We start from the raw sequence: 15,698 nt of genomic DNA, 5'->3' as shown, positions 1-15,698 counted from the left end.
CACCGGGACCCTTGGGACCCGGGAGCGGCGCGGACCGGGAGGGCCCGGTGACCTCGCCGCCGCCTGTCACGACCACCCTGGACGGAGTGCGGCCACAGCCCTCGCCGGGGCAGCGGTCGCCGAACCCGCCGGCCGTCGGCCGCGGCGGGAGCACCCTGGTCCGCCAACTCGTCCTGGCCCTGGTCTGCGCGGGATACGCCGTCGGTTCCGCGATCGACTGGGGTTCGAACGAACTCTCCCTGATCATGGGTGACTTCGGCCTGGCCGCCGCGGCCGCGACCGCGGCGGTGTCCTGCTTCCTCCGCTCCCGCAGTCGCGGTGTCCGCTTTCGACCCGCCTGGCTGCTGTTCGCCCTGTCCGCGACGATGACGTCCCTGGGCAACGCGGTCTGGGGGTGGTACGAGGTCGTCCTCGGCGAGCAGGTGCCCAGCCCCAGCTACGCCGACCTGTTCTTCCTGTGCTTCGCGCCGCCCGCCATCGTGGGGCTGCTGGTGCTCGCCAAGCGGCCCGTGACCAAGGCCGGCTGGATCTGCCTCGTGCTGGACGCCTGGCTGATCGGCGGCTCGCTGCTGACCCTGTCGTGGAGCCTCGCGCTCGCCCAGGCGGCCCGGTTCGACGGGCCGAGCGTGGCGCAGACCGCGCTGTCACTGGCGTACCCGCTGCTGGACATCGCCCTGGTCAGCATGGTGCTCGCGCTGCACTTCCGGCGCTCGGCGGTCAACCGCACGGCCGTCAACACCGCCATCGGCGCCCTCGCGCTCACGGTGATGTGCGACGCCCTGTTCACCTCCCCGCTGCTGCGTGACCACTACCACTCGGGCCAGCTGCTCGACGCGGGCTGGTTCGCCGGCTCCCTGCTGCTCGCGTACGCCCCCTGGGCCGCGCCCCGGCACGCCCACCCGGAGGAGGACGGTCACACGCGCGTGGTGCACGAACACCTGCCGGGCCGGCGCCCCGGCACGCACCAGCACCACACGCCCCCGCACGGCGGCGATCCCAGCCGGTACCCGGCCGCCCGGCCCATCGCCGGCTCCCTGGCCGCCCTCACGCCCTACCTCGCCGCCGCCGTCTGCACCCTGGGGATCCTCTACAACGTCCTCAGCGGCCGCAGCGTCGACCGCGTGGTGCTCATCACCGGGGGCACGGTCGTGCTCGCCCTCGTGACGCGCCAGGGCATCATGCTGCTCGACAACATCACCCTCACCCAGGAACTCGCGCAGAAGGAGAACCACTTCCGCTCCCTGGTGCAGGGCTCCAGCGACGTCATCATGATCGCCGCCCCCAGCGGCGTCCTCCGGTACGTCTCCCCGGCCGCCGCCGGGGTCTACGGACGCCCCGCCGAGGAACTGGTGGGCAGCGAACTGGCCAGTCTCATCCACCCGGAGGACCTGGGCTGCGTGGTGCACGAGGTGCGCCGTTTCCTCGCCGCCAGCCCCCATGAGGAACCCACCACCCGCATCGAGTGCCGCTTCCGGTCCGGTGACGGGGGCTGGCTCAACGTGGAGTCCACCGTCAACCGCCACCACGGCGGTCTCCTCTTCAACAGCCGGGACGTCACCGAACGAGTGCGGCTGCAGGCGCAGTTGCAGCACAACGCCGAGCACGACCCGCTCACCGACCTGCCCAACCGCGCCCTGTTCACCAAGCGGGTCCAGCAGGCCCTGTCCGGCCGTCGCGCCTCCGACCGGGGCGCCGCCCTGCGCGGCACCGCCGTCCTGTTCATCGACCTCGACGGCTTCAAGGCGGTCAACGACACCATCGGACACCAGGCCGGCGACGAACTGCTCGTCCAGGCCGCCCGCAGACTCCAGGACGCGGTCCGGCACGGCGACACCGCGTCCCGGCTCGGCGGCGACGAGTTCGCGGCCCTGATCGTCGGCGACGGCGCCCGGGACCGCACCGCCCGCGAACGTCACATCCTGGAGCTCGCCGACCGCCTCAGGATCACGCTCTCGCAGCCCTACCTCATCGACGGCAACGATGTCCGGGTGGCCGCCTCCATCGGCGTAGCCTTCGCCGAACCCGGTCTCGGGGCGGGCGAGTTGCTGCGCAACGCCGACCTCGCCATGTACCGCGCCAAGGCAGGCGGCAAGGGCCGCGTCGAGCTGTACGCGCCCCAGATGCAGCAGGACGTCCTACGCAAGGCGGAGCTGGCCACGCGCCTGCGTGCCGCGCTGCACGACGGCGAGTTCGCGCTGCTGCACCAGCCCGTGGTCTGCCTGGAGGACGGCCGGATCACGTCGGTCGAGGCGCAGGCGCGCTGGCGCTCGTCCCAGGGAGTGCTGTTCACCCCGGCCGAGTTCCTGCGGGTCGCCGAGGACAGCGACAAGACGGCCGACCTGGACCGCTGGCTGCTGGAGGAGGCCGTGAAACAGGCCGCCGAGCGCACCGCGACGGGGCTCGGCGTGCCCGTTGCCGTCCGGGTCGGCGCCCGGCGGCTGCTGGACCGGTCGATGCCGGTCGGCTCGATCGAGACCCTGCTGACCCGGCACGGACTGCCGTCCGGTTCGCTGGTGATCGAGCTGTGCGACATGGACCCGCGCGTCTCCCTGGACGAACTGGAGCGCAGACTGGGCGCCCTGCGCCGGCACGGCGTCCGGATCGCCCTGGACGGCTTCGGCGGCGGCTACGCGGCGATCACGGGCCTGCGCAGGCTCCCCGTCGACGTGCTCAAACTCGACCGCGGCCTGGTCGAGGGCGTCGTGGAGTCTGCACGGCTGCACAAGATCACCACCGGGCTGCTCAGGATAGCGAACGACCTCGGGCTGCAGACCGTCGCCGACGGCGTGGACCTGCCCGAACAGGTCGTCGCCCTGCGGGCCATGGGCTGCACCCATGGACGGGGCATGGCCTTCTCCGGTCCGCTGGACGAGTACCGGCTGCGCAGAGCGCTGGGATCCGGCCACTATCCGGTGCCGCACAGTCCGATCGAACCCGCGTTCGCCGCGATGGAAAGAGGCGGCGCGGGGGTGTACACAGGGAGTGTGACCGCGGTGCTGGGAGGCGGAACCGCGCTGCGCTCACATAATGAGACTCCCGTCCCACCCACTTGACACGTGGTGCGCGTCGGGGGGAGGGTCAATGCCATGCGCACCCGAATTCTCGTACTTGGAAAGCGCGTCGGCTGACGCTGAGCCCTCCATCGCTCAGCGACCTCCACCCGGCGCGCTCCCCTCGCTTGCCTTACGGCACGAGGGGTTTTTTGTTGCACAGGCACTTTTCGTGCAGCAGCCGAACACCGCACAAACCTCGCAAAAACCCTCAGCATCGAGAAGAGACCGACGATGACCGAGCAGGCCACCGGGGCCCATCCGCAGCCGCGGCCCCGATCCGGAGGACAGCAGTCCGCCCCCGAACACGTCACGGGTGCGCAGTCCCTCATCCGCTCTCTCGAGGAGGTCGGGGCCGACACGGTATTCGGCATTCCCGGCGGTGCGATCCTTCCCGCGTACGACCCCCTGATGGACTCGACCCGGGTGCGTCACGTCCTGGTCCGGCACGAGCAGGGCGCCGGCCACGCGGCCACCGGCTACGCGCAGGCCACCGGCAAGGTCGGTGTCTGCATGGCCACTTCGGGCCCCGGCGCCACCAACCTCGTCACGCCCATCGCGGACGCCCACATGGACTCGGTGCCGCTCGTGGCGATCACCGGGCAGGTGGCCTCCAAGGCGATCGGCACGGACGCCTTCCAGGAGGCGGACATCGTCGGCATCACCATGCCGATCACCAAGCACAACTTCCTGGTCACCAAGGCCGAGGACATCCCGCGCGTGATCGCGCAGGCCTTCCACATCGCCTCCACCGGCCGCCCCGGCCCGGTCCTGGTCGACATCGCCAAGGACGCCCTCCAGGCGAAGACCACCTTCTCCTGGCCGCCGGTGATGGACCTGCCCGGCTACCGTCCGGTGACCAAGCCGCACGCCAAGCAGATCCGCGAGGCCGCGAAGCTCATCACCTCCGCCAAGCGGCCCGTCCTCTACGTCGGCGGCGGTGTCATCAAGGCACACGCCACCGCCGAGCTCAAGGTCCTCGCCGAGCTCACCGGAGCGCCCGTCACCACCACCCTGATGGCGCTCGGCGCGTTCCCCGACAGCCACCCGCTGCACGTGGGAATGCCGGGCATGCACGGTGCGGTCACCGCCGTCACCGCGCTGCAGAAGGCCGACCTGATCGTCGCCCTCGGAGCCCGCTTCGACGACCGCGTCACCGGCAAGCTGGACAGCTTCGCCCCGTACGCCAAGATCGTCCACGCTGACATCGACCCCGCGGAGATCGGCAAGAACCGCGCCGCGGACGTCCCGATCGTCGGTGACGCGCGCGAGGTGATCGCCGACCTCGTCCAGGCCGTCCAGAAGGAGCACGCCGAGGGCCACCAGGGCGACTACAGCGCCTGGTGGAAGGACCTGTCCCGGTGGCGCGAGACCTACCCGCTCGGCTACGACCAGCCCGAGGACGGCTCGCTGTCCCCGCAGCAGGTCATCGAGCGGATCGGACAGCTCGCCCCCGAGAACACGATCTTCGCGGCGGGCGTCGGCCAGCACCAGATGTGGTCCGCGCACTTCATCCGGTACGAGAAGCCCGCGACCTGGCTGAACTCCGGCGGCGCCGGAACGATGGGCTACGCGGTCCCGGCCGCCATGGGCGCCAAGGCCGGCGCCCCGGACCAGACGGTCTGGGCGATCGACGGCGACGGCTGCTTCCAGATGACCAACCAGGAACTCACCACCTGCGCCCTGAACAACATCCCGATCAAGGTCGCCATCATCAACAACGGCGCCCTCGGGATGGTCCGCCAGTGGCAGACCCTCTTCTACAACCAGCGCTACTCCAACACCGTGCTGCACTCCGGCCCCGACGACGTCAACCCGGACGCCCGCGGCACCCGCGTGCCGGACTTCGTGAAGCTGTCCGAGGCGATGGGCTGCGTGGGCCTGCGCTGCGAGTCCCCGGACGACCTGGACAAGGTCATCGCGGAGGCGAACGCCATCAACGACCGCCCGGTCGTCGTCGACTTCGTCGTGCACGAGGACGCGATGGTGTGGCCGATGGTCGCCGCCGGCACCTCCAACGACGAGATCATGGCCGCCCGGGACGTCCGCCCCGACTTCGGCGACAACGAAGACGACTGAGCGAGAGAGACGTAAAAAGACCATGTCCAAGCACACGCTCTCGGTCCTGGTGGAGAACACCCCGGGCATCCTGGCCAGGATCGCCGCCCTCTTCTCCCGCCGCGGCTTCAACATCGACTCGCTCGCGGTCGGCGTCACCGAGCACCCCGACATCTCCCGCATCACCATCGTGGTGGGCGTCGAGGACCTCCCGTTGGAGCAGGTGACCAAGCAGCTCAACAAGCTGGTCAACGTCCTGAAGATCGTCGAGCTGGAGCCCTCGCAGGCCGTTCAGCGCGAACTCGTTCTGGTGAAGGTGAAGGCCGACAACGAGACGCGCTCGCAGATCGTCGAGATCGTCCAGCTGTTCCGCGCCAAGACCGTCGACGTCTCCCCGGAGGCCGTCACCATCGAGGCCACCGGCAGCAGCGAGAAGCTCTCGGCCATGCTCAAGATGCTGGAGCCGTACGGCATCAAGGAGCTCGTCCAGTCCGGCACGATCGCCATCGGGCGCGGCGCGCGCTCGATCACGGACCGCTCGCTGCGCGCCCTCGACCGCAGCGCGTGAGGCCATACGGGCGGCTTCGGCCGCCCGTATACCGAGACCCCCGAACCTCACCTCCGCCCCCCGTCATACGGTGGGACGCAACACCAGTACTCCAAGGAGAGAACCCAAAGTGGCCGAGCTGTTCTACGACGCCGACGCCGACCTGTCCATCATCCAGGGCCGCAAGGTCGCGGTCATCGGTTACGGCAGCCAGGGCCACGCCCACGCGCTGTCGCTCCGTGACTCGGGTGTCGACGTCCGCGTCGGTCTGCACGAGGGCTCCAAGTCCAAGGCGAAGGCCGAGGAGCAGGGCCTGCGCGTGGTGACGCCGTCGGAGGCCGCCGCCGAGGCCGACGTCATCATGATCCTGGTGCCGGACCCGATCCAGGCCCAGGTCTACGAGGAGTCCATCAAGGACAACCTCAAGGACGGCGACGCGCTGTTCTTCGGCCACGGCCTGAACATCCGCTTCGACTTCATCAAGCCCCCGGCGAACGTCGACGTCTGCATGGTCGCCCCCAAGGGCCCGGGCCACCTGGTGCGCCGCCAGTACGAGGAGGGCCGCGGCGTTCCCTGCATCGTGGCCGTCGAGCAGGACGCGACCGGTAACGGCTTCGCGCTCGCCCTGTCGTACGCGAAGGGCATCGGCGGCACCCGCGCCGGCGTCATCAAGACGACGTTCACCGAGGAGACCGAGACCGACCTCTTCGGCGAGCAGGCCGTGCTGTGCGGTGGCACCTCCGCCCTGGTCAAGGCCGGCTTCGAGACCCTGGTCGAGGCGGGCTACCAGCCGGAGATCGCCTACTTCGAGTGCCTGCACGAGCTCAAGCTGATCGTCGACCTCATGTACGAGGGCGGCCTGGAGAAGATGCGCTGGTCCGTCTCCGAGACCGCCGAGTGGGGCGACTACGTCACCGGCCCGCGCATCATCACCGACGCCACCAAGGCCGAGATGAAGAAGGTCCTCGCCGAGATCCAGGACGGCACCTTCGCCCGCGAGTGGATGGCCGAGTACCACGGCGGTCTGAAGAAGTACAACGAGTACAAGCAGCAGGACGCCGACCACCTGCTGGAGACCACGGGCAAGCAGCTCCGCAAGCTGATGAGCTGGGTGGACGAGGAGGCGTAAGCCTCACGGTCACGGGGCCGGAGCGCACTGCTCCGGCCCTTTGTCCAACCCGTCGCATCACGGACGGGTGATCCTTCCGCAGAGGCGCAGGACTCTGCCCGCCACACCACTACACTGCCGTATACATACGCGTCAGGCCCACAATGTCGTGCGTCTCCACGCGGCTAGCCCCTCCACCGCCAGCGGCCGTCGGGACGGCCGTCCGCATTGGACTTGTGAGGACTCACGTGAGCTCGAACCCCAGCAAAAAAGCCACGGTACTCATCGCGGAAGAGCTGTCGCCCGCGACCGTGGACGCGCTTGGCCCGGACTTCGAGATCCGGCACTGCAACGGAGCGGACCGAGCCGAACTGCTCCCTGCCATCGCCGACGTCGACGCCATCCTGATCCGCTCGGCGACCAAGGTCGACGCCGAGGCGATCGCCGCCGCGCACAAGCTGAAGGTCGTCGCACGAGCCGGCGTCGGCCTGGACAACGTCGACGTCTCCGCCGCCACCAAGGCCGGCGTGATGGTCGTCAACGCACCCACCTCGAACATCGTGACCGCCGCGGAACTCGCCTGCGGTCTGCTCATCGCCACCGCCCGCCACATCCCGCAGGCCAACGCAGCGCTGAAGAACGGCGAGTGGAAGCGCAGCAAGTACACGGGCGTCGAGCTCGCCGAGAAGACCCTCGGTGTCGTCGGCCTCGGCCGCATCGGCGCGCTCGTCGCGCAGCGCATGTCCGCCTTCGGCATGAAGGTCGTCGCCTACGACCCCTACATCCAGCCCGCCCGCGCCGCGCAGATGGGCGTGAAGGTGCTGTCGCTGGACGAGCTGCTCGAGGTCTCCGACTTCATCACCGTCCACCTCCCGAAGACCCCGGAGACCGTCGGCCTGATCGGCGACGAGGCGCTGCGCAAGGTCAAGCCGAGCGTACGGATCGTCAACGCCGCGCGCGGTGGGATCGTCGACGAGGCGGCGCTGTACTCCGCCCTCAAGGAGGGCCGGGTCGCCGGTGCCGGTCTCGACGTGTACGCCAAGGAGCCCTGCACCGACTCGCCGCTGTTCGAGTTCGACCAGGTCGTCAGCACCCCGCACCTCGGTGCCTCCACCGACGAGGCGCAGGAGAAGGCCGGTATCGCCGTCGCCCGGTCGGTGCGGCTCGCGCTCGCCGGCGAGCTGGTGCCGGACGCGGTGAACGTGCAGGGCGGTGTGATCGCCGAGGACGTCAAGCCCGGACTGCCGCTCGCCGAGCGCCTCGGCCGCATCTTCACCGCGCTCGCGGGCGAGGTCGCGGTCCGCCTCGACGTCGAGGTGTACGGCGAGATCACCCAGCACGACGTGAAGGTGCTGGAGCTGTCAGCCCTCAAGGGTGTCTTCGAGGACGTCGTCGACGAGACCGTCTCGTACGTCAACGCCCCGCTGTTCGCCCAGGAGCGCGGCGTCGAGGTGCGGCTGACGACCAGCTCGGAGGCGACCGACCACCGCAACGTCGTCACCGTCCGCGGCACGCTCGGCAGCGGCGAGGAGGTCTCGGTCTCCGGCACGCTGGCCGGTCCGAAGCACCTGCAGAAGATCGTCGCGGTGGGCGAGTACGACGTGGACCTCGCACTCGCCGACCACATGGTGGTGCTGCGGTACGAGGACCGTCCCGGTGTCGTCGGCACCGTGGGCCGGATCTTCGGCGAGGCGGGGATCAACATCGCGGGCATGCAGGTGTCCCGTTCGGTCGCGGGCGGCGAGGCGCTGGCCGTGCTGACCGTCGACGACACGGTGCCCTCCGGGGTGCTGGCCGAGGTGGAGACGGAGATCGGGGCGACGTTCGCCCGCTCGGTGAACCTGGTCTGAGGTCCCTTTGGCGCCGGACGGGCTGAGTTGGTCAGCTCGTCCGGCGCCCGTATGTCGCCGCCACCGCGGCCGCCCCGGCCAGCAGCACCGCGCCCGCGATCGCCGCGCCCTGCATGCCGTTGGTGAAGGCTTCCCGCGCCGCCGTCGCCAGGCCCGGCACGCGGTCGGCGACCGCCAGCGCGCCGCCCAGGGTCTCGTGTGCCGCGTCCGGCGCCGACGCCGGGATCTCGTGGCGGTAGACCGCCGTACCGATGGAGCCGAGGATCGCCATGCCCAGCGCGCCGCCGAACTCCGCGGCCGTCTCCATCAGCGACGCCGCCGAGCCCGCCCGCTCCGCCGGGGCGCTGCCCAGCGCGAGGTCGGTGATCAGGGAGACGACCATGACGATGCCGGACGCGAGGACGCCGCAGGCCACCAGGACGAGCCAGAGCGAGTCGGTGCCGGCCAGGGACAGCAGGGCGTAGCCGACCGCGGCGATCACGAAGCCCGCGGTGACGACGTACGCGCGGTTGGTGCCCTTCTGGACCAGGGCGGTCGCCAGCGGGGCCGTCATGCCGATCGGCACGGAGGGGAGCAGCGCCCACAGAGCGGCTTCCAGCGCGCTCTTGCCGAGCACGGACTGCAGGTACTGCGTGGTGAAGAAGGCCGATCCCATCATGCCGAACGTGGCGAGGAGGTTGAGCACCACCGAGGGGGCGAAACCGCGGCCACGGAACAGGACCGGGTCGATCATGGGGTGCGCCGTCGTGCGCTGGCGGTGGACGAAGACCGCCGCGAAGAGCAGGCCGACGGTGACCGAGACGACGTACCGGACGTGCCAGCCCTCGGAGGGGATCTCCTTCAGGCCGTAGACGACGGGGAGCACGGCCGCCATCGAGAGCGGGACGCTCGGCCAGTCGAAGCGGCCGGGCTCGGGGTCGCGCGACTCAGGCAGCAGGAACGGGCCCAGGAGCAGCAGCAGCGCCATCGCCGGCAGGTTGACCAGGAAGACCGAGCCCCACCAGAAGTACTGCACCAGCACTCCGCTCATCACCGAACCGAGCGCGACACCGGCCGTCATCACGCCGGACCACAGCCCGATCGCCTTCGCGCGCTGGCCGGGGTCGGTGAACATCGTGCGGACCAGCGCCATCGTCGACGGCATCAGGGTCGCGCCGCCGATGCCGAGGACCGCGCGGGCGGCGATCAGGGTCCCGGCGCTGTCGGCGTAGGCCGCGACGACCGAGGCGGTGCCGAAGGCGGCGGCGCCGATCAGGAGGAGCCTGCGGCGACCGACGCGGTCGCCGAGCGAGCCCATCGTCATCAGCAGCCCGGCCAGCACGAAGCCGTAGATGTCGAAGATCCACAGTTGCTGTGTGCCGCTGGGTTCCAGGTCAGCGCTGATCGCCGGGATGGCGAAGTACAGGACCGAGACGTCCATCGAGACCAGCAGCAGCGGGAGCATCAGCACGCCGAGTGCGGTCCATTCACGACGGCCGGCGAGGGTGCCGGCCGGGGTTGTGGTGGTGCTCGTCGGGTTCGTCATGACGGCGACTGTACGGCCGTCTTAAACAGATGTATAGAACGTATGTATAAGTCACTCGTCTGGGACGGCTGTATGGATCGGCGCTATGATGCCGTGCATGGGACACCGTGAGGATCTGCTCGAGGGCGCCAAGCGCTGCCTGCTGGAGAAGGGGTTCCTGCGGACGACCGCGCGGGACATCGTCAAGGAGTCGGGGACCAACCTCGCCTCGATCGGCTACCACTACGGCTCGAAGGACACGCTGCTGGCGCAGGCGTACATCGCGCTGGTGGAGGAGATGTCCTTCGAGGGGGACGCCGGCATCACCGCGGCTCCCGGGTCGCCGGAACGGTTCCGGGAGGTCTGGTCGAACATCGTCGACTCCATGCGGGAACCCGGATCGATGTGGCGGCTCAGCATGGAGGTCATGGGGATGGGCGACCGCCTGCCCGAGGTGCGCGAGCAACTGTCCCGCGCACAGCGCGAAGGGGGCCGGGGGCTGGTCTCACTCCTGCAGGGCATTCCCGAGGAGGAGGTGTCCGACCGAACGGCCGACACCCTCGGCCGGTTCTACATGACCCTCATGTCCGGACTCATCGCCCAGTGGACCTTCGACCCGAAGACGGCCCCCGACGCCGACGACCTCACCGAGGGACTGCGGCAGATCACCGAGGGCTTCAGGAGGAGCTGACCCGGAGCGCGAGTCTGATGCCCGAGGCTGTGTCGCGGGTGGTGTGGGTGGGGTGGTAGGTGTGCTCGGGCCAGGTGCGGCCGCTCGACACCCATACGCTCCATGCTCCGATGTCGATCGCGCCGCGCACGTCCGCGTGTGGTGAGTCGCCCACCACCCAGGCTCCGTGGGGTGATGCGCCGACCGTTCCGGCGGCCGTCTCGAAGATCGTCGGGTCGGGTTTCTCGCGGCCGACGGCCTCGGAGATCACCCAGGCATGTACCAGGGTGTCCAGCCCGGTGCGCCGGATCTTCTGCTCCTGTTGGGCGACCCGCCCGTTGGTGACGATCACGCAGTCCCAGCCGGCCGCGGCGGCCTCGACCAGGGCCTGACGGGTGGGCTCCGCCAGGGTGACGCGCTCGGCGGCGCCCCGGTCGAGGAAGGCCCGTACCTCGGCCTCGGGGACCGCGGCGCCGTACCGGGCGGTGACGGCCCGGGCCACGTCCGCGCGCGGCCTGTACCCGCTCGCGTCGACGGTCATCAGCCAGTCGAGGTCGCGAGCGGGCAGCGCATGCTCGGCCAGGAAGCGGGACGTGGCCTCGCGGAAGGCGGCGTCACGGTCGACGAGGGTGTTGTCGAGGTCGATCAGGAGGAGGGGCACGCCTACAGTCGTGCCCGCTTCAACGCCATGTGCAACAGCAGGCGGTCCTCGCCGTCGTCCAGGTCCAGGCCCGTGAGCTGTTCCACGCGGGAGAGGCGGTAGTAGAGGGTCTGGCGGTGGATGCCGAGTTCGGCGGCGGTGCGGCCCGCCTGTCCGGCGCAGTCGAGGTAGACCTCGGCGGTGCGGGCGAGTTCCCGGTGGGCGGGGGAGAGGAGGGCGGTCACGGCCGGGTCATGGGCCGCATCCGGCGGCAGCGCGGTCAGCAGGCGGTACGGACCGATGTGCGCCCACTCGGCGACCGGGCCGAGCCGCGGCTCCGCGAGCGCCGCCCGCGCCGCCGCCGAGGCCTCCCGCCACGCCGTACCCAACTCCGCCAGCCCGGTGCGCGGAACGGCGACTCCGGCGGCGGCGATCGGGGGCCCGAGGCCGCTGGTCGGGGTGCCGGTGCCCACCGACCCCGCCCGCTCCAGCAGCCTTCCCGCCGCCGAGGCAGCCGGGGTCGGCACGTCTGGCGACCGCAGGCGTACCAGCAGGGCGAGGGACTGGGACTCCGCGCCCCACGGCACCGTGCACAGCGCCGTCGCACCCGGCACCGTACGCACCGAAGGCGCGTCGTCCGGGTCGGCGGACGGCCAGGGGGTCACGCAGACCACCGTGTGGTGGCCGTCGGCCCGGGCGCCGAGCGCGGCGCGCAGTTCCGCCACCGCCATGTCCCGCTGCCAGTCCCGCTCGGCGACCAGCACGGCCCGCAGCTCCCGGCTCAGATCCGCCCCGTGCTGCGCCTCGTCCGCGAGCAGCGCCCCGATCCGCACGGTCACCTCCATGGCCGCGGTCAGCTGCCGGTCGGTGGGACCCGGGTCGGAGTCGAGCAGCCAGACGTAGCCCAGCACGACCCCCCGATGGCGTACGGGCAGGCAGACGCGTCCCCGGTACACGCCCGCCTCCGGCGTGGGCGGGATGCGGACCGGGCCCTTGGCGCGGGTGATGCCGAAGCCCTCGAACCAGGTCCGGACCGCGGCCGTGGAACGCCGGGTCAGGATCGAACGGGTGCGCACCGGATCCAGCGCCGACGCGTCCAGGTCGCCCTCGCTGTCGTAAGCGCCGAAGGCGATCAGCTCGAAGTCACGGTTCTCCAGCGTCGCGGGCGCGCCCAGCAGCTCCGAGATCTCGTCGACCAGCTCCTGGTAGTCAGCGCTCAGGTAATCCGGTGTCACGTGGGCATTCTCCCGCACGCCGGCACCGCCTTCATACATCTGTCTGAGATCTGCGGCACGGATGCGTGACAGCTGTCGATGGCCCACCATCGGAGGGATCCTTAGGTTTCACGGTGGTCCTGTCTGCTGGTTTGTGGAGGTGCCCCGTGCTGGGTCCCGTGATTCTCGCCGCCTCGCGCAGCGACCGGATGCGACGTCTGATCTCGGCGGCCCCGGTGACCAAACAGGTCGTCGAGCGCTTCATCCCGGGCGAGACGGTCGACGAGATCGTGCCGATCGTCCGTGACCTGACGGCCAGGGGCCTCGAGCTGACCATGGACGTCGTCGGTGAGGACATCACCAGGCCCGAGCAGGCCGCCGCCGCCCGCGACGCCTACCTGGCGCTCGTCGACCGGCTGAAGGACCTGGAGCTCGGCACCCGCGCCGAGATGTCCGTGAAGCTGTCGATGTTCGGTCAGGCGCTCCCCGGCGGCCACGAGCTGGCCCTCGCGAACATCCGGCCGGTTGTCGAGGCCGCCGCCGCCATCGGGACGACCATCACGCTCGACGCCGAGGACCACACCACCCTCGACTCGATGTTCGCCATCCACGAGGAGCTGCGGAAGGACTTCCCGCAGACCGGCTGCGTCATCCAGGCCTACCTCTACCGCACCGAGGCCGACGCCCGCCGCCTCGCCGCGGCAGGCAGCCGGGTGCGGCTCGTGAAGGGCGCGTACAAGGAGCCCGCCGAGGTCGCGTACCAGCGCAAGCACGAGATCGACAAGGCGTACGTACGCATCCTGAAGATCCTCATGGAGGGCGAGGGGTACCCGATGATCGGCTCCCACGACCCGCGCCTGATCACGATCGCCCAGGAACTCGCCCACCGCGCCGGCCGCAAACCGGACGAGTACGAGTTCCAGATGCTGTACGGCATCCGCAGCGACGAGCACCTGCGCCTCGCCGCCGAGGGCCACCGCATGCGCGTCTACACCGCCTACGGCACGGACTGGTACGGCTACTTCATGCGCCGCTTGGCTGAGAAGCCGGCCAACCTGCGCTTTTTCGCCCGGTCGATGGTCAGCAAAGGGTGAGCGGCAGCTGTCGGCACCCGGGTGCAAGCTGGGTGACGGCAGCTACCGCCCATCGTTCGGCCTAGCCGACCCGGTTCCCGGAAAGGAGTTACGGAACCCGTGACTCCGCCCCCGTGGGGGCTTCTCACTCGCTCGCCGCAGCGGGCTCGTGACGGTTAAGCCCTAACCGCCTCCCAATCTACGCACGCGGCATCGGCTCCAGCGGGCCGAGGCCAGGGATTCACTCGGAAGAGGTAGCTAATGGACGCTGTGACCCAGGTCCCCACCCCCGTCAACGAGCCGGTGCACGGCTACGCCCCCGGCACGCCCGAGCGTGCCCGGCTGGAGGCCAGGCTCAAGGAGCTGGCCGAGAACCCGATCGAGCTGCCCATGACCATCGGCGGCGAGAAGCGGCTCGGCGGCGGTGAGCCCTTCGAGGTCGTGCAGCCGCACCACCACAAGGCCGTCATCGGCACCGGCCGCCACGCCACCCAGCAGGACGCACGGGACGCCATCGACGCGGCCCTCGCCGCCGCGCCGGCCTGGCGCGCGATGGCCTTCGACGACCGTGCCGCGATCATCCTGCGCGCCGCCGAACTCCTCGCCGGTCCCCGGCGCGAGACCATCGCCGCGTCCACCATGCTCGGCCAGTCGAAGACCGCCCAGCAGGCCGAGATCGACACGCCCTGCGAGCTGGTCGACTTCTGGCGCTTCAACGTCCACTACGCCCGCCAGATCATCGCCGAGCAGCCCCCGGCCAACTCCCCGGGTGTGTGGAACCGCCTCGACCACCGTCCGCTGGAGGGCTTCGTCTACGCGATCACGCCGTTCAACTTCAGCGCGATCGCCGGCAACCTCCCCACGGCGCCCGCGCTCATGGGCAACGTGGTCGTCTGGAAGCCCTCGCCGACCCAGACCCACGCGGCCGTCCTGCTGATGCAGCTGCTCGAGGAGGCCGGGCTGCCCAAGGGCGTCATCAACCTCGTCACCGGCGACGGCATCGAGGTCTCCAAGGTGGCCCTCGAGCACCGCGACCTGGCCGGCATCCACTTCACCGGTTCCACCAAGACCTTCCAGTACCTGTGGAAGACGGTCGGCAACAACATCGAGAAGTACCGCTCGTACCCGCGCCTGGTCGGCGAGACCGGCGGCAAGGACTTCGTGGTCGCCCACCCGAGCGCCGACCGCGCGGTCCTGAAGACGGCCCTCACCCGGGGCGCCTTCGAGTACCAGGGCCAGAAGTGCAGCGCCACCTCCCGCGCCTACATCCCGGCCTCCATCTGGAACTCCGGTTTCAAGGAGGAGTTCGCCGCGGAGGTCGACGGGATCGCCATGGGGGACGTCACCGACCTGTCGAACTTCATCGGCGCCGTCATCGACGAGCGCGCGTTCGAGAAGACCAAGGCGGCCATCGACCGCGCCAAGTCCGACCCGGCCTGCACGATCGTCGCGGGGGGCACCTACGACGGCTCGGTGGGCTGGTTCGTCCGTCCGACGGTCGTCGAGTGCGGCGACCCCGAGAACGAGGTGTTCCGCACCGAGTACTTCGGCCCGTTCCTCGCCGTGCACGTCTACGAGGACGACCAGTACGACGAGATGCTGACCCAGATGGAGTCGGTGTCGGACTACGCGCTGACCGGCTCGGTCATCGCCGGCGACCGTGCGGCGGCCGCGTACACGATGGACAAGCTGCGCTACGCGGCCGGCAACTTCTACATCAACGACAAGTCGACCGGCGCCGTCGTCGGCCAGCAGCCCTTCGGCGGCGGCCGTGCCTCCGGCACCAACGACAAGGCCGGCGCCCCGCAGAACCTGCTGCGCTGGACGCTGACCCGTGCCATCAAGGAGACCCTGGTCCCGCCGACCGACTACACGTACCCGCACATGGGCTAGTAGCTTGTTGCGGCTTATTTTCGCTGTGTGGTTGGGTAGAGGTGGCGTAGTTTCACGCGTGCGTCGTCGGTGGTGAAGTGCCAGTGGACTT

At 70.2% G+C, this 15,698-nt stretch carries 11 protein-coding genes; 8 read left to right on the top strand and 3 right to left on the bottom strand.

Features of this window, described 5'->3' with window-relative positions:
- Window positions 1–47 precede the first annotated feature (47 nt).
- From ACIRVK_RS31065 to serA, 5 genes are all read left to right on the top strand, one after another.
- The gene (locus tag ACIRVK_RS31065; protein WP_404252902.1) at window positions 48–3,053 is read left to right on the top strand and encodes a putative bifunctional diguanylate cyclase/phosphodiesterase; all 3,006 of its coding nucleotides are present in this window, start codon (window positions 48–50) and stop codon (window positions 3,051–3,053) included.
- Between the two features lie 231 nt (window positions 3,054–3,284).
- Window positions 3,285–5,129, top strand: coding sequence for an acetolactate synthase large subunit (locus tag ACIRVK_RS31060; RefSeq protein ID WP_404252900.1), 1,845 nt, complete (start codon window positions 3,285–3,287; stop codon window positions 5,127–5,129).
- Between the two features lie 22 nt (window positions 5,130–5,151).
- Window positions 5,152–5,676 carry an acetolactate synthase small subunit gene (gene ilvN / locus ACIRVK_RS31055; protein WP_404252898.1) on the top strand — a complete coding sequence of 175 codons (525 nt, stop codon included), beginning with the start codon at window positions 5,152–5,154 and terminating at the stop codon, window positions 5,674–5,676.
- A 109-nt stretch (window positions 5,677–5,785) separates the two neighbouring features.
- A complete protein-coding gene (gene ilvC, locus ACIRVK_RS31050; protein WP_404252896.1) occupies window positions 5,786–6,784 on the top strand; it encodes a ketol-acid reductoisomerase in 999 nt (332 codons plus the stop codon).
- A gap of 227 nt (window positions 6,785–7,011) precedes the next feature.
- The gene (gene serA, locus ACIRVK_RS31045) at window positions 7,012–8,613 is read left to right on the top strand and encodes a phosphoglycerate dehydrogenase (RefSeq protein WP_404252894.1); all 1,602 of its coding nucleotides are present in this window, start codon (window positions 7,012–7,014) and stop codon (window positions 8,611–8,613) included.
- Window positions 8,614–8,644: 31 nt separating this feature from the next.
- On the opposite strand, the gene ACIRVK_RS31040 is transcribed toward serA, so the two are convergent.
- A complete protein-coding gene (locus ACIRVK_RS31040) occupies window positions 8,645–10,138 on the bottom strand; it encodes an MFS transporter (RefSeq protein ID WP_404252892.1) in 1,494 nt (497 codons plus the stop codon).
- A gap of 97 nt (window positions 10,139–10,235) precedes the next feature.
- Here ACIRVK_RS31040 and ACIRVK_RS31035 point away from each other — a divergent pair, with 97 nt between their 5' ends.
- Entirely contained in the window at window positions 10,236–10,808 is a 573-nt protein-coding gene (locus tag ACIRVK_RS31035; protein WP_404252890.1) for a TetR/AcrR family transcriptional regulator, read from the top strand.
- Here ACIRVK_RS31035 and ACIRVK_RS31030 read toward each other — a convergent pair.
- Both ACIRVK_RS31030 and ACIRVK_RS31025 read right to left on the bottom strand, forming a co-directional pair.
- The gene (locus ACIRVK_RS31030; protein WP_404252888.1) at window positions 10,795–11,448 is read right to left on the bottom strand and encodes an HAD family hydrolase; all 654 of its coding nucleotides are present in this window, start codon (window positions 11,446–11,448) and stop codon (window positions 10,795–10,797) included. The two genes, ACIRVK_RS31035 and ACIRVK_RS31030, sit on opposite strands and share 14 nt — an antisense overlap.
- A gap of 2 nt (window positions 11,449–11,450) precedes the next feature.
- The gene (locus ACIRVK_RS31025; protein ID WP_404252886.1) at window positions 11,451–12,701 is read right to left on the bottom strand and encodes a PucR family transcriptional regulator; all 1,251 of its coding nucleotides are present in this window, start codon (window positions 12,699–12,701) and stop codon (window positions 11,451–11,453) included.
- A gap of 107 nt (window positions 12,702–12,808) precedes the next feature.
- Between ACIRVK_RS31025 and ACIRVK_RS31020 the strand changes: the two genes are divergently transcribed.
- Window positions 12,809–13,735: a proline dehydrogenase family protein gene (locus tag ACIRVK_RS31020; RefSeq protein ID WP_404252884.1), complete on the top strand. Its 927-nt coding sequence runs from the start codon at window positions 12,809–12,811 to the stop codon at window positions 13,733–13,735.
- 240 nt (window positions 13,736–13,975) lie between these two features.
- Window positions 13,976–15,607, top strand: a complete 1,632-nt coding sequence (pruA, locus tag ACIRVK_RS31015) for an L-glutamate gamma-semialdehyde dehydrogenase (RefSeq protein ID WP_404252882.1) — start codon at window positions 13,976–13,978, stop codon at window positions 15,605–15,607.
- The last annotated feature ends 91 nt before the right edge of the window (window positions 15,608–15,698 follow it).

The organism is Streptomyces sp. NPDC101152, assembly GCF_044768275.1.
Classification (GTDB): domain Bacteria; phylum Actinomycetota; class Actinomycetes; order Streptomycetales; family Streptomycetaceae; genus Streptomyces.
Note: the sequence above shows the minus strand (reverse complement) of the source record. Positions and strands in the feature narration are given on the sequence as shown.